We start from the raw sequence: 20,228 nt of genomic DNA, 5'->3' as shown, positions 1-20,228 counted from the left end.
CGAACTCCGCACTCCAGGCAGAACTTGGAGCCGTCAGGGCAGGAAAATTGGCATTTACTGCACTTGATCATGGAGAGATTATATCATAATTAGATGCTGGTCTGAGGCACAGCAGGTTGGTTGAATACGGCAATGGGATCAATTCCTGTCTAAACCTGTACCTGTCATTTCTTCATACAGCTTTCCAGTGCTAAAGTTTGTTCCTGATGGATTGGGCTATTTTTGCAGCTCTGGCAGCTTCCGCCATTCTGAACAGACTGCGGAAAGTCTGCTCTGCCTCTAAAGCAGTGCTTAGCGCTCCCTCAAGTTTTCCCTCAAACACCAGAACCTCAGCCAGAGCAAGCTTTGCGGCGGCTTCGCTCTGTTCATCTTTATTTTCCCTTGAAATCAGCAGCGCTTCCTCGCAGCAGCGGAGGGCCGCAACTGCGTCCGGTTTCTGGACAGCAAGATGGGCTTTAGCTTGCTCATACAGGCAGAACGCCAGGAGTTCCGGGCTGCTGCTGCCAATCATTTTCTCCGCGGACCTGACTTTTTCCAGCGCACTCTCAGGATTGCCTTGATTCAGCTCGACCTCGGCCAGCCAGCAGGTAGCCCAGGCAACACTTTCCCGATATTGCATCTTAACACTGATGTTTAAAGCTTCTTCCAGTCGGCTTTTGGCTATTTCCCAGTTGTTTTGAAAGATTTCCTCTCTTCCCGATAAAATGAGAGAATTGACTTTGCCCTGATGACACCCCGATTTATCATTTTTTTCAGCAGCCAGGTTATACATTGCAGAAGATTCCACTAGTTCACCCTTGGAATGATGGAATTTCCCCAGAATACTGAAACAATGAGCTAGTCTCAGCTCATTGCCGGTTTCTGAGATCAGCATCAGGGCTTCCTTAAGCCTGAATCCTGCGGAATCGAAATCACCCAGCTCGCAGTAAATCTCGCCAAGGCTTTGCAGTGCACGAGCCAAACCAGTCTTATAACCTGCATTGCGTGATAAATCCAGGGCGGAGAAAGCACTCTCAAGGGCATTAGTGTAATCGCTCATTTCAGTATATAGTAAGGAAAGGTTGTTATATCCGATTGATGCGCCCTGCCGGTCACCAATTGAAAGATTATATTTCAGGAATTCTTCAAATCTATGTTTTGCTTCAGGATAATTTTTCCTTGCCAACTGAATATTGCCGATATTGAATTCAACCTGGGATGCCCCATGGGTATCGTAAAGAAGATAAAACTGTTCAGCTGATTTCCGGTAAAAAGAAAGTGATTCTTCATCTTCACTACGATAGTAGTGTATACCTCCGATTTTTTTCAAAGCTTCTGCGAGCAGCGTTACAGGTTTGGTATTGTCAAGTGATTCAACTAGGGTCATTAAATATTTTAAGGCCTCTGAAAGTTCTCCGCGCTGAAAATTGAGCTGGCTGCGCTGGAGAAGCAGCAACAGACGCAATTGATTTCTTAGAGATTCGAGCTGTACTTTCGGAAGCTTTTCTTCGCATTCCAGGATTGTTCTCTCCCATGATTCGAGTTCAGACAGAAGTTCCAGAGAGTGCATTTTTTTCAGATTCAGTTCAATCCAGGCAGAAGGCAGATCTGCAAACTCAGGAAGATATCGCTCGAGGACACCCAGACAGTTTTTGTTTTCTCCACTCGCAGTCAGTGCGTCAGAGTATAACCCAAGGAATTCAGTCATTTTTTCGTCACATGCTAAACTTGGGTCTTTTGAAAGAAGAGGTTCTATGGTTCTGAAATAGGGAAGAGCATCCATGATCAGGAAAAATCTCATCAGCTGCTTTACTGTCAGAAAACCAAATTCAAAGGCTTCCCTGTAATTTTCAGCTTGCAGAAAATGATTATAAAGCCGTGGATTAAGATCAGATTCGTGCTCTCTGGCAGCAGCGAAGTTCAGCAGCCATTCAGCAACCGATCCGTGCAGCTTTATTATCTGCGCTTTAGTCAGTCTCCCCAATGCGGCATCCCGGAGATGGACATGGCTGAATGAGTAATACCTGTAACCAAGAATATCCTGTTCTGGAGAAGGCAGCAGAAAGCCTCTCTGAATAAAAGCTTTGATATTTTCGGCTAGATCGATCTTTCCGCATAAGTGAGAGACAAGTTCCGGAATAAACTGCATATCTGTGATTGAGCCGTTTTTCAGTATTTCCAGATTCTCCTTGCTGATGCCTTCCAGACGCGACTGCAGCACCAGACCCAATGACTCCGGAATTGTGTAATTTTCCAGCCGGGAAATGTCAATTTCCAGACCGGCAGACCTCCTTAAAACACCTGTTTCTGAAAGCGAAATTAAAATTTCTTCGATGAACAAAGGACTTCCACCGGCCGTATCCTCGATCATTGAAACCAGCTGGTCTGAAACCAGGACCGGATCTGTGGAGGTTTCCTCCCGTCCCAGAATATTGTAGAGAAACTTCCTGATATCCTCCTGTTTTAAGGGCTGGATCAGCAGGGTTGTCAATCGAGTCTGTGAAAATGTATTGGCAGAGGTCTGCCAGTCAGGCCTGGCTGTGCATAGGAACATAAGCTTTCCAAGAGTCCAGCGCAGCAGGTGATTCAGCAGCTGGATGGAACCCTCATCTGCCCACTGCAGATCTTCCAGCAGGAATACATAAGGACTGTCAAACGAAAGCAAGGTCAGAAGATCCTCTGAGAATTTAAGAACTGATTGTAAAAACAACTGAGGAGACTTTCTCAGATTCCTGATGAAATCTCCTTCAGAGCCGATTCCGGCAAGATATGCAGCCAATCCTAAAGATTCGCTTCCTGTTTCACTGCCTTGCTTTTTCAGATGGCGCTCATGGAATTCTGCCAGTCTTCTTTCATCGCTGAGATCCAGATTCCTGGTAATCAGCACTTTGATCAGAAAAAAATCAGGATTAACTGAAGGCCTGAAATTGACTCTGACCAGATTCACCCTTCTGTCAAGCCCATTGCAGTAACCGGCGAACTCTTCGGCAATCCTGGTTTTGCCGATGCCGGGGGGGCCTTCCAGAAGCATCATCTGCGGGATTCTGTCTTCTTCGGTCTTTGCGAAACAAGCGAGGCATTTTCCCAGTTCGGCGGCACGACCGAATAGAGCAGTCTCAACTCCCAGTATCTTCCTGCGAGTGGCTTTGGATTCACCTGCCAGGAGATATGTCTGCAGCTTCGATCCTTCAAAATCCAGGGTTTCGTGATCCACCAGCTGATATCTGCCTTTCAGGAGCTTTCTCAGGTTTGAAGTGATCACAATTTTCCCGTCAGTCTTCAATTCTGCCATTTCCAGGGTTTGAGAAACAAGGACTCCGCGAATTTCCGACCTGCCGTCCATTCCGCTCACTTCCACCAGCCCGCAATTGATTGCGATCCGAAAGCCTGTTTCGCCTGAACTTTCATTCATCCGCTCACAGAACTCGCTGATCAGACATTGCAGGCGCAACGCGCAATCGCAGGCCAGAACAGGTTCCCTGTCGCTGCAGGATGAGATCCCGAAGACAACTCTCAGGGAATCCTCGGCAAGGTTGAGAACTGTGCCTCTCTCTTCCTTAATTATAATTTTCAATCTGGAAAACAGTTCGTCAAGGATGTCGGAAGTTTCAGCCTGATCCGAATTCATTCCTGACACATTAAAGCCTCTGAAGACAATGTTCATCAAAACGACCAGCCTGGATTCTGTTGCATCGATCTGCAGCGGATCGAGTTCACCGGTCTTTTCCGGTTCCGGCCTTCTGCTGTCCCAACTGAAGTTCTGGAGGAATTTCATGATTTCTCCGAAAAAAGGCCTCCTGCCTCCGCAGAAACGTATCTTATCTGCCAGCTCCCTGCAGTCTGTAAATCTCCTGGTAGGTTCCCTTTCCAGGCATCTGAGAAGGATTTTCCTGACCCAGGCAGAAAGATGCGGGTTATGAAGAGTGGGATCACAAGCAGGCTCCAGAGTGATTTTTCTGATAATGGAAGGAATGTCATCCTCATCTACGGGTCTCACCAGGGTTGAAAGTTCATAATAGACAACTCCCAGGCTAAATAAATCTGTCAGTGGTGTGATTTTCCCCTTCTTGCCCATGAATTGCTCTGGTGCCATGTAATTCAGGGAACCCACAATCTGTCCGGTTTTGGTGACTTCAATATCCAGGTCTCTTTTGGCCAGACCAAAATCCAGTAATTTAACTGCTCCAGTGCGGCAGATGAAAATATTGGACGGTTTCAGGTCGCGATGCACTATCCCGATTCCATGCAAATCAAAAAGCGTATCAGCCACAGTGGCTACCAGGGCATTCACCTGAGCCTGATGATCGGGATTTTCCAGGGGATTCTGGAGCGGGTCTCTTAGAAAATACGGTAGGCTGGAATCTGACTCCGACAAATATCCGTTTTCGATCAGTTCATTGAGATCATGCTTTCCTGAAGCAATGATCCTGGATTTTTTGAGGAAGGCGTCGAGAGTCTGTCCGTCGGTGTATTCCATTACAAAATAAGGAGATCCTTCATATTCACCATAACCAAGAATTCCGACCACTCCCGGATGATTGAGCCCGGCCAGGCTTTTCGCTTCCCTCAGAAACCGCTCGCGGCTTTCCTGGGTGATTGATCCGGACATGACTTTCAGGGCCACAGTCTGCCCTGTTTTTTCATCTGTCGCCCGGAATACGGCTCCCATGCCGCCCTCACCGAGACGGTCGATTATCCTGTAATGGGAAACTTGCTGTCCGCTGATTATTTCGTCTGTATTCAAAGGCATGACAAAATTCTCACAGGAAAACTGGCACTTGTCAAAATCCTCAAAAGGTTTCTTCCACCAGTGTTTTTTTTAGAGTGCCGCGTGCGCCGGCTTTGGAAAAAGATGCGTTTTCTGTTAAACTCATTGTGAAACAGTGCGAAAAATATTCTGTAGGAACCCGAGGAGGGAGCATGTTCTGGAGAGGATTGATCCTATTTCTGTTTTTATCATTTTTAAACTGCAACGCCTGGGCGTCAGGCGGGATTACAGTCACATCTTCATCCGGAGTAGATGTAATGCCTGCGAATTTTGCTGTGGACGGGGACATGAAAACACGCTGGGCCAGCGCATCCGAAGATAACCAGTGGTGGCAGGCTGATTTCGATGCTCCCAGGAACCTCTGCGGGCTGGAAGTTAAATGGGAATACGCCTTTGGAGATAAATATGAGGTACTGGCAAAAATTTCTTCAGGTGAGTGGAAGAAAGTCTATGCCACAAGTGCTGGTGATGGCAATACCGACATTATATATTTCGAACCAGTTGTTGCTTCGTCTGTAAAGCTGAATCTGCTCACCAGGGGTACAGGCTGGTCATTCTCGATCTGGGAAATCAATTTTCTCGAAGGCAATCCTCCGGAAGTAAAGAAATCATCCGACGGAGCGCAGGTGGAAATCATTCTTCCCAGACCCATGCTGTTGGGCGGCCTGGTCCATGTGTGGGGCGATAAATCCCCCAGAAATTACTCCCTTGAAGGGTCTTCAGACATGAACACCTGGAAAGAGCTTTTCAAAACCGCCAGGGGAAGGGTGGAAAACTGGGATTACTTTGATTCAATCGAGGTCAAGGCTCTGAGGATCAAGTGCGAAGGATCTGGCTTTGAATTCAAAAGCTTTGAACTAAAAAGCTCCGAGGAAAAAGTAGATCTGCTGAAGACTTATCAGACCCTGGCCAAGGATTCGCCTGCCGGATACTTTCCCATGTGGCTCTCCAGAAAACAGGAATTCTGGACTGTGGTAGGGATTCCCGGTGACCGTGAAGAAGGCATGCTGACTGAGACAGGCGCAGTCGAACCATTCAAAAATGCATTCAGCGTCATGCCGTTCGTTCGCGGAGGGAAGAAGCTTTACACATACAATGACTGCAGACTCAACCAAAGTCTTGAAAAAAATTATTTACCAATCCCGACCGTAAAATGGGAAAATCCAGATTTTCTGCTGAAAATCACTGCTGTCGGCACAGGAACTATCGGAAAATCGTTCAGTGCAGTCAGATATTCGTTTTACAACCGTAAAAAAGATGATTTCATTGGTGAATTTGCGTTGGCTGTCAGGCCTCTGCAGATGAATCCTTCCTGGCAGCACGGCGGATTCACGCCGATCAAAACCTGCGAATGCATCCGTGCAAAGGGCAGTTCCATCATCCGCATCAACGGACAGCCGGGTGTGATTTCCCTGACCGATCCTGCGAAGATGGGTGCACTGGAACTCGACCCGAACGATATTATCGATTGCATCAGCAAAGGCACCCTGCCTGACTCCATCACAGCGAAGAACAGCCAGGGTACTGTTTCTGCCGCAGCGGTTTACAGACTGAATCTGAAGCCAGGGGAGCGCAAGGATATCATTGTGATCTATCCCATGGAAGGCGGATTCAATTCGGCAAGTCTGACAGGTTTTTCGTTTGAAAAAACCATTGCTTCTGAAACTAAAAGATGGACTGAACTTGTGAACAGAGTTTACATTGAAATCCCGGAAAAACGCCTGACAGATGTGCTGAGATCGAATCTTGCCTATATCCTGCTCACTAAGGACGGGCCCTGGATCATGCCAGGCCCCCGCAATTATTCCCACTCCTGGACCAGGGACAGCGCGCAGATCAGCACGTCCCTGATGCAGTTCGGCCTTGTAGATCAAGTGCGCGACTGGCTGGAAGCCATCACAGCCAAAACATGGGACAATGGCTATGTCCCGTTCCTGATCTTTGAGACAGGCAGAGCGGCAGCCTTTGAAAACAATGGTTCCCCTGAAGGCAAGGAACTGGACAGTCAGGGGGAATATCCATATGCAGTCAGGAATTATTATGATTACTCAGGGGACATGGATTATCTGAAAAAGGTGTATCCCAGGACGATTCAGGCCCTGAGATTCGCGAGCGGCCTGCGCCATGCCGGCATGACTGAAGACGTGAAAACCGATCCGGCCAAAGCTGCCAATTACGGAATTCTACCCGGCTCAAACAGCCATGAAGGATATTTCCCCGGAATGCACAGCTTTTGGGATGATTTCTTCGTGCTGCGCGGCTTCAAGGACTGCATCTATCTGGCAGATCTCCTCTCTGACTCCGAAAACTCCGCCTGGCTGAGGACTGAATCCGCTGATTTTCAAAAGTGCATCTATGCGTCGATCCAGCGCGTGATTACTGACAGGAAGATCGACTATATTCCCGGATGCACTGAAAAAGGCGACTTTGACTCCACTTCCACAGCCATAGCCATCGTGGCTGGCGGTGAACTGGAGAATCTGCCCAGACCCAATCTGACAAACACGTTTAACCGTTACTACGAAGAGTTCAGCAAAGGCCTGGATGCAAAGCACAGAAGGACTTTCACTCCTTATGAAGTCCGCTCTGCCAATGCTTTTGTCTGGATGGGACAGCGTCAGAGGGCACTCACCATGCTCAGGCATTTCACCAGCGACTCCACCAGGCCTTATGGCTGGAATCACTTCGCCGAGGTGGTCTATGCTGATCCCCGCACACCGTCGTATCTGGGTGACATGCCCCACACCTGGGTCGGCTCAGGATACATAGATGCAGTCAGGAACATGCTGGCCTATGAATCGAACGACAGCCTGATCCTCTGCGCTGGAATCGACCCAGCCTGGCTGAAAAAAGGCGTTACAGTCAAGGAGCTTCCCACCAACTATGGAACGATCAGTTATACAATCAAAAAGACGAAGCATGGCATTGCATTCTCAGTAGACGGAACTGCAAAACCGCCAAAGGGTTTCATTCTGAGGCTGCCGGCCGGGTCTGAAAACAGGGATTTCACTTTTAATGAACTGCCGGTAAAGAAGGAAATAGGAATGGATAAGTTCAATTGACATCTGGATGTTTTGAACATTTTGGTAGACGGAGACTTATTCCTGCTGAGGTCGTTTCGTCCTGCTTGCCGAAAACCCGGTAAGCAGGACTTCACTTATCTGCAGGCTTAGATGGGATTCTGCCATTGGCAAGGCCGACAGCGATTTAGAGGCTCTTCAGCTACTGCTGTTAGAGCCTCTCATCCTGAAGCCCAAGGCTTCGGGACGCCTTTGAACTCCTCATCAGGAACAAGTCTCCGTCTACCTGCAAAGTTATTTATGGATAAAGTTAGCTCAACTGAGTTTAATGCTGCCTAGGCTTCTCCGGCTCATAAGCCAGGAATTCCCTGGTGGCGCGGTCCAGACCCACGAGCAGCGATAAAATCGCTCCTGCACTGCCGCAGAAAATATAGATAGCAGGTATATTTTTATTCAGAAGGTCGGCTACCACTCCGGCAAGACCCATGGCGATCGGGGTGATGCCTGAGCAGATGGTTCCAAGCAGGCCAAAGACACGGCCTCTGATTTCGCTCGCTGTGGTAAGCTGCAGGATTGTGATGATGCTGATATTGATAAAGCCATTCATGATGCCTGCCAAAAACATTAAAAGCATAGCTTGAATCGGAGAAGACAGCAGCGCCAGCAGACCCATGGCCGCTGAATTTACTACGATTAAAATCGGGACGATTATTGATCTGACTTTACCGGAAACCCTGACAGTCCCGGCGAAAGTATAACCAATCAATGCTCCGAACCCGAAACCTGCCAGCAGATACCCATACCAGTCTGTGGTAGCTTTGAGCACATCCTCGATGTAAAAGGGCAGCAGCGTGATTACAGGAATCATGAAAAAATTCAAAAAAGCCGCGATCACGAAGAGATTTCTGATCCCCTTCCTCTGCCAGACATAACGGAAGCCCTCGATTGTCTCCAGTTTGAAATGCCGGAAAATTTCTGAAAATCCGGTTTTCTTCTCAGGGATTACCTGGGGAATTGTGATCAGCGATTCTGAGAATGCAGCAAGGAAAAATGAAATCCCGTCAGCCAGGAACAGTGTCACAGGACCCAGCAGGCGGAAGAGAACTCCGCCAAGTCCCTGGCCGATGAAAGTGGAAATCTGCACAGAAGACTCGTTGAGCGAATTGGCTGCCGCAATTTTATCCAGCGGAACCAGATCCGGAATAGAAGCCGAGATGGCAGGCTTGAAAAAAGAATTGACAGTGGAGATGAAGACAGAGGTCGTGAAAAGGCAGCAGATGATCAGATTAGTATTCGATTGCCAGAGGAAAAGCGCAGCAGTCATCAGAAACAGGATCGTTCCGCAGATCAGGTCGCTGATCACCAGAATCCTTTTCCTGGAATGGAGGTCAGCGAATGTGCCTCCTACAGGCCCGAGCAGAACAGACGGCAGAGTGGAAGCCATCATGATCAGTCCCATCAGAGTCGCACTGCCTGTAGCGTGCTTGATCCAGAAGAGCAGGGCAATCTCAAAAGCCTGATTGCCGATCTGGGAGATCAGCTGACCCTGCCAGAGCAGGTAAAAGTTTTTATTGAAAAGCCTGTTCATTAATTCCCTGCAGACAGTATATTTTGCCAGAGTGCATTGTAATTTTACAGCAAATAAACGCATTTTTGGAAAAAATCTTGATTAAACCTGATTTCCGGGCATAATTAAATCAGGTATAAGTGGGGGAAGTATATGAGAATTATTACTACAGGGGTACTTTTCATTCTGCTGACTGCATGCTCTAATGCAGCGGCCTCAGAAACTCTGATTCAAATCCTGACTAGAGTCGAAAGCAGTCTGCAGGGAGCAACCGAGCAGAACCTGCAGGCCAGGGATTTCATTCATGGATTGATCAGCGAGATTTCAGAGAGCCCTTCTTTTCTACCGCAAAACCGTTACGCACAGATATCGGATTCCAGCCTGAAACTGCTTGAGGTTGTGAATGATTTATCAGGGAACAGGGTGATCCAGGCCAAGGAAGCAATCAATGAAATTGAGCAGGCACTCTCAGATACTCATCCCAGGCAGCCGGAGGCAGGCTATGAGATACGGCTTGATCCTGCAACAGGAAATGACCGCGACATACAGATATATGTCTCAGGCCGTGGACTGCAAAGGTCCGACAGCTGCGGCAGATTCGATGCCAAATCCGGAAACATCATCGCCTCCTGTCGCAGATCCATTGATCCTGTTTTCATCCATTTCAGGGGTACTGAGACAGTCAGGGAGAGACTGGAAGCCAGGATAACTCTCGGCCCTGACAGCACTGCGAAAGCCATCCTCTTCGCATCTCCTCTCTTCTGGGAAGCGGATGAAGCCGCCAAGCAGCAGGCCCTGCTGGAAATGCGCTCCTATCCGGAATACAGTGAACTTGTGGAGCTGATCTCAAAAACCGCAAATGCCGGAGAATTGCCGCTCAATCCTTCACAGGAGGCAATTTACCGCAAGGCAGGGGAAACAGCAGAGCGCTTTTTCAAGTTTCTTAACATCCAGTCAGAGCAGCGCAGCCAGGGCAGCGTGACATTCAAAAAGACAGGCACAGATAAAGGAAGCTTCTCCAATGACACATTCATTTATTACAAAGCCAGATCTGAAGACGGCAGCGCTATTTTCAAGGAAGGAAATCCATTCAGCGGCACATGGATGTTTCTGACCGGGAAATACAAGTGGTTCAGGTGGACTACTGTCGCGGACGTGATCAATAATCTCTGGACCTGGGATTTAAGCCTTGTTTCAAAACCCATAGTTTCAGACACAGTATTTGAAGAAAACGCTGTTTCAGGGAAAATCATTGTGGAAAAAGATATTTATTTCAATTCCGCGAAAGCGGTTCTCGTGCTTCTGGATGTGGTGGCGCAAATCGACATCTGCAAACGGATGGCTGAAAAGAAGGATGTGGCTTATAAAATCTTCAATGTAGCCAACCGCCTGTTCAATGACCCGGCATTCAGAAAACTCAGCTCTGCATTGAAAGACAGCGAGCTTTCCGCTGAGCAGAAGCTGCAGGCGCTCACTGATTTCATCTACCAGTCAGGATCAGGCACAATTTGCAATATACTGAAGGATTTTCTGAAAACCGTGGGCTCTGAAATCGCCTCTGAAGCTTTGCAGGAGCTTCTGAAGGGCGGGCTGATGGAGCGGATCATGAAAGACCTGCTGACAGGCTGGGTGTCTTATTCAGTCAAGATCGCCAATGAGACAGTCCCCTTCTTCTATGACCTGTCTTCAGGCGAGGATCAGTATACCTTTTCTTATTGACAGGCCGCTTTTTAAAATATCACTGGTCAACATGATACAATTAATTAGTCTGCCAAATTTTCATCGTTTGGAAATGTTGGAGGTAAAATGAAATACTTTGGCCTGAAACTGCTGCTTATCTGCCTGCTGCTTCCCGTATTTCAGAATCATGCCGAGGATGCTGTCAAACTGCTCAAACCAACCAGCGAAGTTTCACTGTCACCGTCGTATGGAGACACGCTTGTTCAGCAGTGCAGAGTCAATCCCGAGACATTCAATCCTTTGTTTGTGAATTCTGCCGCTGATTCCGAAATCCTGGGTCTGATTTTCGAATCCCTGACCCAGGTCAATGCTGATCTGACATTGTCTCCCTGCCTGGCTGATTCTTGGGAAGTTTCCAGAGACAACAAAAGGATCACCTATTACCTGAAAAAAAACGTGAAATGGCACGACGGAGTGAACTTTACAGCAGAGGATGTCAGATTCACTTTTGAAAAGATCATGGATCCTGTGGTCGGAAGCAATCTGCAATGTTTTTTTGTGGATGCAAGCACAGTCGAAATCATCAACACTTACGAAGTGAGCATACTGATGAAAAAGCCTACCCCTGATCTCCCGGTGATCACCAGCACCGGGATAATACCGAAGCATATTTTTGAGCGGGAAAATCTGGCGACTTCCGAATACAGCAAGCACCCCATCGGAACAGGCCCGTTCAAATTTTTCGAATACAAGCAGGGCGAACAGGTAGTTCTGGCTGCAAATCAGGATTATTTCGGTGAAAGGCCGTATCTGAATCGGGTGATCTTCAAAATCATTCCTGACACCTCAGCATCCCTTCTTTCCCTGTTGAGAGGCGAACTGGATCTGATGCTGCTCAATCCCGACTACTATACAAAACAAGCCAATTCCAAGGAATTCCACGACAAGTTCAACATATACACCTGTCCGTCATATGTTTCAGGCGCAGTCGCTTTCAACCTGGATGATCCGATACTGAAAGACAGGAATATCCGCAGGGCTCTCACAATCGCCATCAACAGGCAGAGCATAATCGACAATGTGTACTATGGCTTCGGAAAGACAGTTGCCACTGACGTTCTTCCGACATGCTGGGCGTTCGACAGCTCGGTTCCCCAATATCCCTATGACCCTGAACAGGCCAAAAAAATCCTCTCAGATGCCGGATGGAAAGACATGGATCAGGACGGAATCCTGGAGCGGAATGGAGAGAAATTCACTCTGGAATTCAGCACCTCCAAAGGCGACAAGCTCCTGGCTGACATCATCAGGGATTCCTGGAAAGCCATAGGGATTAATGTGAAGAGCCAGCTGCTGGACTGGGGGAAATTTGTAGAACAATTGACTCATCATAAATTCCAGGCCACGATCATGTGCTGGCAGCAGAGCAGCGCGCTGTACGATCCCTTCGGATTATGGCATTCTTCGCAGATACCGGATGAAAAGAACGGATATTCGGGTGCCAATGTGATTTCCTACCGCAACCCTGAAATCGACAGATTGTGCGAACTGAGCCGCAGCACATTTGACAGGGAAAAACTGAAGGAAATCTATTTCAAGATGCAGGCCATCATCCATGAAGATCAGCCTTATGTTTTTCTCTATACCACTGATTTCATCTATGCGGTAAGCAAACGCTTCCACGGCATAAAACCCGCTAATGCCGGCATTTTCTACAATTTCCCATACTGGTACGTGCCTGAGGGATTGCAGAAGTATAAATAATCCAGGTTTTCACTTGCTGATCAGTTCCCTGTAAGTAGCGCTTTTATCGATCAGTTCGGCATGGGTGCCGATGGCTTCGATGCGGCCGTCGGCCAGCACTATGATCCTGTCGGCTTTCTGGGCAGTGGAAAGCCTGTGAGTGACTATCAGGGACGTGATTCCAGGAAATTCGCCCTCCACTTCCTGCCAGAAATTCTGCTCATTTTCCGCATCAAGACTAGAGGTGACGTCATCCATCAGGAAAAGCTCAGGCTTTCCAGCCAGGGCTCTGGCAATGGAAATGCGTTGGCGCTGTCCGCCGGAAAGCGTGATGCCGCGCTGCCCGATTTTTTCAGCATAGCCTGCCGGGAATTTTTTAATATCTTCTTCGAGCTGGGCAGTTTTAGCGCAATGGCTGATCCAGTCTTCCCCGTAATCCCTCCAGAAATCGATGTTTGTTTTCACGCTTTCAGAGAAAATGTTGGGTTCCTGCTGCACATAACCGATTTTCTGCCTGAATGCCTCTTTGTCCAGACTGGTCAGAGGTACGCTGTTGATCAGAATTGAGCCTGAGTCCTGCAGCAGGAATCCTGAGACAAGATTCAGAATCGTAGTCTTTCCCGAACCGATTTTGCCGACTATCGCCACTTTCTCGCCCTTTTGCAGTGTGAAACTGATCTGTTTCATCCCGAAACCCGGTTTTGATTTGATTTCAGGCTTAGGCTGCGTTTCATCCGTATTTTCCTGAATCCGTGCCGGATAGGTGAAGCTGATATTCCTGAATTCCAGAGTTTCGATGCCGCCTGTTTTCTGATCTCCACTCTGATAATCGGGATGATCAGCTTCGAATTCTTCCATCTCTTCGAGCCTGTCTATGGCCACGAAAGACTGGGAGGCTGTCACGAACATTCTGGGCAGGTCCAGCAGGGGCCAGATGATCATCCCCAGATAGGTATAAAAGGCATAGTAATCACCGATCGTGATTTCCCCCCTGATTGCCATCATTCCGCCCAGGAGGAGCACTACGACCTGGCCCAGGTAATTAATGAACTCGAAGTAAACAGAGAACAGGCCGTCCATCCTCACCAGCTTCATTTCCATACCCATTCTTTTTTCCAGCAGCTCTTTGAAACCTCTGGTTTGTGTGGCTTCGGCATTGAAGGATTTGACGATCTTGATGCCTGAATAGGCGGATTCCAGGAAATCATTGGTCTGGGAGATGGCTTCCTGGTTTTTTTTGGACAGGACCTCGATTTTCTGCCTGAGCTTGACGAAGAACAGGAACATGAACGGCAGGGTGGAAGCAGAGAGAATGGCGAGCTTGACGTTCAAAAGCAGCATGCTGACAAAGCAGAAGAAGATCGTGCAGCTCGAGTTGAATCCCCGGAAAATTCCTGAACAGATGAACCAGGCTATGCCAGGCGGCCAGCATTTGATGTCATCAGTAAGCCTGGTGACTATGTCGCCTGTCCTGTATCTGAGGAAAAAGCGGTAGTTCTTTTCCAGCAGCACCTTGAAGTATCTTTCCCTGAACAGAGTTTCAAAAAAGAAGTTCATTTTGGCGCGGAAATACGGGTAAACCTGCGATATTATCAGGCCCAGGCCCAGTATCAGTATCAGGCAGATGGTCTTGTCGCGTTCTGCGAGTATGTCAGGCATCGCGATTTTTCCCTGCGAATAAAGCCCCAGGTTGACAGTCATTTTATCGATAATGTATTTGGAAAGCCTTGGATAGAGTACGCTTACGGTAGTGGATAGAACAGTGAGAAACATCATCATCAGGACCATCGGAAGATGGGGCAGATAATTTTTCCAAACCCAGCCGAAATAATACGAAAAAGGCTTTTTTAGGCTTTGCTCAGTCTGGAAAATCATGGGCTACCTTCAGCACTCAATATTTTCTGCTGCAGGCAACTGGCTACAGCCTGTATTTTTATCAGCCTGTCATAGATTCCGCCTCTGGCCAGCAGATCGTCATGACGACCCTGTTCCACGATTTCTCCATTTTCAAAAACCAGGATCTTGTCTGCGTTTCTGATGGTGGACAATCTGTGGGCTATGATGATCGCAGTGCGGCCTTCCATCAGTTTTTTAAGCGATTCCTGGAGCCTGTGCTCTGTGATCACGTCCACAGAAGAGGTGGCTTCGTCCAGGATCAGGATTTCAGGATCTTTGATCAGAGCCCGGGTGAAGGAAAGGAGCTGCCGCTCGCCCAATGACAGGTTCCCTCCCCGTTCAGATAACACTGTGTTGTAGCCGTCTGGCTTCCTGGCGATGAACTCATGGGCTCCGAGAAGCCTGGCCGCCTCAATGACTCTCTCGTCAGAAAGCGAGGTATCGCTGAATTTGAGGTTTTCCATGATAGTGCCCGGGAAAAGATAGATTTCCTGAAGCACCAGGCTGATGTCGCGGCGCAAGTCAGAGAGACGGTAACTTCTGATGTCCCTGCCGTCGATAGTGATGCGGCCTGACTGTGGATCATAGAAACGCAGCAGCAGGTTGGTGCAGGTGGTTTTGCCTGAGCCTGAGGCTCCCACGATCGCCAGATGTTCGCCTTTTTTTACTTCGAAACTGACATTTTTCAGTACAGGTTCCAAGGCATATGAAAATGAAATGTTTTCAAAATTTATGGAGCCGCTGAATCTGACTTTTTCTTCTGTCTGAATGTTATCAAGCACCTCAGACCTGGTGTCGAAAAGCTCGAAAATCCGGTTGCCTGAAGCCACGCTGCTCTGGAGCTGTGAAAATGTCTGCAACAGGCCAAGCAGAGGATAAAAAAACTGGCGGGTCAGTTCGAAATACATCACCATTGTGCCTATGCTCATTTGATTCTGGAAGATTTTTCCGCAGCTGTAGATGAAAAGCCAGATGAAGACCAGTACTTCGGAAATAAAGGAAAATGCTGACCAGAAAATGCAGGTGTCCACGAAATTGGCCTTCATTTCCAGCCTGACTTTTTCGTTCTGATAAAACAGCAGCATTTTGCAGGCAGCCTGTTTGATCGAATAAAGCTGGATCAGAGGCACGCCCTGGACATACTCGGCAATGTATCCGGTGAGCTCCGCGTTCTTTTCCCTGATCAAAGTGTATTGCTTGAAAATGAAAGCCAGGTAGAAATGAAAGCAGAATAAAAGTATGGGCGAGAGGATCACCAGCCAGATCCCGAAACCAGGCTGTTCGCGCAGAATGATGGCCAGGATTCCGATCAGCATGAATGAGGTGGTCAGCAGTGCCATGGTCATCTGGGTGAATACGTCTTTCAGCTTGTCTGTATCCGACTCTGTGCGTGAGAGAAGCTTGCCAGGCTGATTCTTGTCGAAAAAGCTCATGCCCTGGGAGAGCACATGGCTGAAAACCCTGGATTTCAGCTCTCTGATGATCTCCATGCCTGCCCTGGAAAGGATCAGGGTCTGGAGATATCCGAAAGCTGCTCCTACAATCAGGCAGAGCACGAACAGCAGCCCTGCGTTCAAGGCCATCTGGAGATCCTTGTGCGGGATGGCCTTGTCTATGATGTAGCGCAGGATCATGGGGCGGCAGAGCTGCACGCAGGTGATCACGATCACTGTGATAAAAGAAAGAATCAGCCGCTTTTTCTGCAGGCCGAAATAGGGCAGCAGTCGCTTCAAAAAAGGAATGCTTTTACCGTCCATTAACGGACAGTTTATTTTGCCTGAGCCGGATTTGCAATCATGCAGAGACCGGGGTCACAAAGATCGGGGTCTGGTTGTGCCATCATGTCTTACCCTGACCACAACCTGACCCCGTTGGAAGGCTTACAGAAAGCAGTATGAAAGAGGACAATATCATCCCTTATTAGCCTGCTTCGTTTTACTATCCTACAATCACTCCTAACTTCACATGGCTCAAATACCCGCAGGATGAAAATGGTATGGACTAACTGCTTCAATTGAATTACCTGCCAGATCTTTAACATCTGTGGTGATCGTGGCGAAATGACAGCCATATCCCCAATCGCTGGAGGGTGTAAAGTACGCTTTTTTGTTCACCGCATCGTAAGTTACTACGCCGTCAACTGGAGTTGAAAACTCATCCACTGTAAAGGTTGTTTCGTTGATAGTTGATTCATCCATCGCTTCGCTGAAGGTCGCGGTTAATGGGTTCCTGCCACCGTATCCGGAATATGTGAAACTTACAGTTGGTGGAGTGACATCTGTCTGTGTTGTAAAAGTCCAGGTTGATTCGCTGGCCAATGGAATTGCTGCCAGGTCTTTGGCAGCTGTGGTGACTCTGGCAACATACACCGAGTTGGCTGTCAGGTTGGCTGAAGGCGTGAAGGTTGCGGTTCTGGTGGCAAAATCGTAAGTTACTGTGCCCGAAACTGTCCCACCACCGCCTGGAACAGGTCCGCCTGGAAGCACATGGTCCAGGGTCAAAGTAAAAGTACCTGAAGCTGTGACTGAGGACGTGTCCATCGCCTCGCTGAAGATCGCTTTAATGGTCGAACTTATAGCAATTTCAGTGGAATTGTTGCCAGGGGCAGTGGAAATCACGGCAGGAGCTATGGTGTCTGTTGTAAAGTTCCAGGACACTTCACCCGTGAGAGAATTTCCTGCCAGATCCTTGGCAGCAGTGCTGATCGTGACTCCATAAACTTTGCGGCCTGTCAGGCTGGCAGCAGGTGTGAAGGTCGCAGTCCTGGTATCCGCATCATAAGTTACTGTACCATCAACCTGAACTGGGTATGGAATTACTCCAGGAACCGGACCACCTGCAGCCGGGCCAGTCATCATCACAACAAAGGTGCCAGTGTTGGTGATCGTGTCTGCATCCATAGCCTCGCTGAAGATGGCTTTGATCGTCGAACTTACTGCAACTTCAGTGGAACTGTTGACAGGGTCTGTAACGCTCACAGTTGGCGGGATTGTGTCATTGCCTACAAAGTGCCAGACAAAGTCACTTGCCAATCCGTTGCCTGCCAGATCCCTGGCGCTGGTGGTTACAGTGGCAGTATAGGTCCAGTAATGCTTCAAACCGGCGGTTGGCTTTAAGGTGGCTGTCCTGGTTTCCGCATTATATGTTACTGTGCAGGGAAGCGGAGTATCAGAATAATCCTTCACGACAAAGGTGTCAGAGGTGATCGTGTCCGGGTCCATCGCTTCGCTGAAAGTGGCTGTCGGCCAGGTAGCCAAGGGTACATATGCGTTATTTTCAGGGGAACTGGAAGTTACAGTGGGTTTAACCGTATCTCCAACTGTAAAACTCCAGGTGACGCTGCCGGCCAAATTATACCCTGCCAGGTCTTTGGCAGTTGTATTGATCTTGGCTGCATAAACTTTGCCTTTAGACAGACTGGCAGCAGGTGTAAAAGTCGCGGTCCTGGTAGCTGAATCGCAGGTCACTGTACCGTCAACCGGTATGGGGTAGGGAGTTGTTCCAGGAACCGGACCTCCTGAGGCTGGACCTGTAATCATCACCACAAATGTACCTGAGGTTGTGATTGAGTCAGTATCCATAGCTTCGCTGAAGATGGCTTTGATCGTCGAACTTACAGCGACCTCAGTGGAATTATTAACTGGGACAGTGGAAATCACTGTAGGCGCTATGCTGTCAGTTGTAAAGCTCCAGGACACTTCACTCGTGAGAGGATTTCCTGCCAGATCTTTGGCTGTAGTGACTTTCGCAGTATAGGTGGTGTTTGCAGCCAGCTTGTTCGTAGGAGTGAAGGTCGCAGTATGGGTTCCGCTATCGAAAGACACTGTTCCATCTGCTGCAGCATCCCCGGCTTTCACGGTAAAGGCGCCTGCAGCCTTGATTGCCGTCTCGTCTATTTCTTCATTGAATACAGCCTGAACTGTAGAATTCACAGCCACTTCAGTGGAATTGTCGGCAGGGACTTTGACGGTCACATAGGGCGAAGGCCCTGTGGTGAAGTACCAGGTATAGTCTTTGGCCAGAGGGTTTCCTGCCGGATCTTCAGCTGCAGTGGTTATTGTCGCAGAATATGGAGCGTCAGGATACAGGAAAGGGGAATCCGGGGTGAAGACAGCTGTTCTGGTAACAGCTTCATAAGTCACAGTGCCGCTGACTGATGAATATTTACCCGGAACCGGACCGCCTGGAATCGGAGCGTTCATCCTCACGAAAAAGGTACTTCCGGTGATTGAAGACGCTTCCATTGTCTCGCTGAAATACGCTTTGATCTGGGTCACTCCCTCAGCCACTCCAAAGGCTCCGTCGTCAGGAGTTGTGGAGGTCACTTCAGGCAGAGGGCCTGTGGCAAAGTCCCAGGAATTTCCTATGATACTCAATGGATTTCCTGCCAGGTCTTTGACACCTTCATTGATCCTGAAATTATATCTGGTATTGGCCGTGAGAGGAGCTGTGGGAGTAAAGGTTGCTGTATGTGTCCCAACATCACTGTAAGTCACAGTACCTTCAACAGTTGTTCCGCCGGATTCCGTCACTACTGTCAGGGTTGTGGCAGGGGAAACGATAGTAGAAGCTCTCAATGCCTCGCTGAAATCAACTGTGAATGCCGCGTCGAGTGCAACGCCAGTAGCGCTTGCTGCAGGGGTAGTGCCGTTCACTGTGGGATTGACATTGTCGGCTGTTGTGGAAAAGCTCCAGGTCTCCGGAACTGTCATCGCATTGCCTGTTTTGTCTTTGGCACCTGTGATGGTGACAGAATAGTTATAACCGGCTGTTAGATTGGAAGTCGGGGTAAAGGTTGTGGTCCTGGTGGAATTGTCATAAGTCACTGTGCCGTCGATCCCTGTTTCAGTATCGCCTTGAGCAGGCCCGCCTGGCAGGGGGGCATTCCGCATCACGACAATAGCGTCTGATGCAGTGATCGAGGCAGCTTCCATCGTCTCGTCGAAGATGGCTGTAATTACCGAGTCCAGCAGGACGTCTGTGGCATCAGTATCCGGCACATGGGAAGAAACATAGGGTGGGTAGGTATCGATGGTTTTATAGTTCCAGCTGACTTCTTTGGTCATTGCATTGCCTGCCACATCTTTGGCAGCTGTAGTGATCGTGACCGCATAATCAGTGTATCCCGACATGTCTGCTGCAGGAGTAAAGGTTGCTGTCCTGGTTTCTGAATTGTATGTTACTGAACCCTCAACCGTTGAGGGTATTGGTCTGGCTGGAACTGGACCGCTTGTATACCAAGGGTTTTTGATCACAAAAAAAGTGCCAGGGGTGGTTAGCGAGGTCTCGTTCATGGCTTCGCTGAATGTGGCTGTAATAACTGATTTGGCAGCCACGTCAACAGCATCTGCAGCAGGAACATGGGAAATGACATAGGGTATGCTGGTATCGATAGTTGTAAAGCTCCAGCTGACTTCACTGGCCACTGCATTGCCTGCCAGGTCTTTGGCTCCTGTGCTGATCGCAACGTCATAGACAGTGCTGCCTGTCAGGATGGTTCCTGGAGTGAAGATCGCGACACGAGTGTCTGCATTGTATGCTACTGCACCTGTGACTGCAGCTCCTCCATGCACTT

8 protein-coding genes are annotated in these 20,228 nt (G+C 48.6%); 3 read left to right on the top strand and 5 right to left on the bottom strand.

Features of this window, described 5'->3' with window-relative positions:
- Positions 1 to 190: 190 nt before the first annotated feature.
- The gene (locus tag PHW04_17415) at positions 191 to 4,729 is read right to left on the bottom strand and encodes a protein kinase (GenBank protein ID MDD2717671.1); all 4,539 of its coding nucleotides are present in this window, start codon (positions 4,727 to 4,729) and stop codon (positions 191 to 193) included.
- A 170-nt stretch (positions 4,730 to 4,899) separates the two neighbouring features.
- On the opposite strand from PHW04_17415, the gene PHW04_17410 reads away from it, so the two are divergent.
- The gene (locus PHW04_17410; GenBank protein ID MDD2717670.1) at positions 4,900 to 7,809 is read left to right on the top strand and encodes a discoidin domain-containing protein; all 2,910 of its coding nucleotides are present in this window, start codon (positions 4,900 to 4,902) and stop codon (positions 7,807 to 7,809) included.
- Between the two features lie 283 nt (positions 7,810 to 8,092).
- Here the strand turns inward: PHW04_17410 and PHW04_17405 are convergent, their stop codons facing one another.
- Positions 8,093 to 9,355: an MFS transporter gene (locus PHW04_17405; GenBank protein ID MDD2717669.1), complete on the bottom strand. Its 1,263-nt coding sequence runs from the start codon at positions 9,353 to 9,355 to the stop codon at positions 8,093 to 8,095.
- A gap of 132 nt (positions 9,356 to 9,487) precedes the next feature.
- On the opposite strand from PHW04_17405, the gene PHW04_17400 reads away from it, so the two are divergent.
- Entirely contained in the window at positions 9,488 to 11,053 is a 1,566-nt protein-coding gene (locus PHW04_17400) for a hypothetical protein (GenBank protein ID MDD2717668.1), read from the top strand.
- An 87-nt stretch (positions 11,054 to 11,140) separates the two neighbouring features.
- Entirely contained in the window at positions 11,141 to 12,778 is a 1,638-nt protein-coding gene (locus tag PHW04_17395) for a peptide-binding protein (GenBank protein MDD2717667.1), read from the top strand.
- A gap of 9 nt (positions 12,779 to 12,787) precedes the next feature.
- Here the strand turns inward: PHW04_17395 and PHW04_17390 are convergent, their stop codons facing one another.
- The 3 genes from PHW04_17390 to PHW04_17380 form a co-directional block, all read right to left on the bottom strand.
- Entirely contained in the window at positions 12,788 to 14,632 is a 1,845-nt protein-coding gene (locus tag PHW04_17390) for an ABC transporter ATP-binding protein (GenBank protein ID MDD2717666.1), read from the bottom strand.
- Complete coding sequence (locus PHW04_17385) at positions 14,629 to 16,410, bottom strand: ABC transporter ATP-binding protein (GenBank protein MDD2717665.1); 1,782 nt, start codon at positions 16,408 to 16,410, stop codon at positions 14,629 to 14,631. Before PHW04_17385 ends, PHW04_17390 begins: the two co-directional genes overlap by 4 nt.
- A gap of 213 nt (positions 16,411 to 16,623) precedes the next feature.
- Positions 16,624 to 20,228 (bottom strand): Ig-like domain-containing protein (locus tag PHW04_17380; protein MDD2717664.1); only part of this gene is annotated, 3,605 nt, incomplete at its 5' end.

The sequence above is a fragment of the Candidatus Wallbacteria bacterium genome, assembly GCA_028687545.1.
GTDB lineage: Bacteria > Muiribacteriota > JAQTZZ01 > JAQTZZ01 > JAQTZZ01 > JAQTZZ01.
Note: the sequence above shows the minus strand (reverse complement) of the source record. Positions and strands in the feature narration are given on the sequence as shown.

Bases quoted from the DNA above. Each gene is read 5' to 3' on its own strand.
- PHW04_17390 (MDD2717666.1), bottom strand. From the start codon at position 14,632: ATGATTTTCCAGACTGAGCAAAGCCTAAAAAAGCCTTTTTCGTATTAT.
- PHW04_17405 (MDD2717669.1), bottom strand. From the start codon at position 9,355: ATGAACAGGCTTTTCAATAAAAACTTTTACCTGCTCTGGCAGGGTCAG.
- PHW04_17400 (MDD2717668.1), top strand. From the start codon at position 9,488: ATGAGAATTATTACTACAGGGGTACTTTTCATTCTGCTGACTGCATGC.
- PHW04_17415 (MDD2717671.1), bottom strand. From the start codon at position 4,729: ATGCCTTTGAATACAGACGAAATAATCAGCGGACAGCAAGTTTCCCAT.
- PHW04_17395 (MDD2717667.1), top strand. From the start codon at position 11,141: ATGAAATACTTTGGCCTGAAACTGCTGCTTATCTGCCTGCTGCTTCCC.
- PHW04_17410 (MDD2717670.1), top strand. From the start codon at position 4,900: ATGTTCTGGAGAGGATTGATCCTATTTCTGTTTTTATCATTTTTAAAC.
- PHW04_17385 (MDD2717665.1), bottom strand. From the start codon at position 16,410: ATGGACGGTAAAAGCATTCCTTTTTTGAAGCGACTGCTGCCCTATTTC.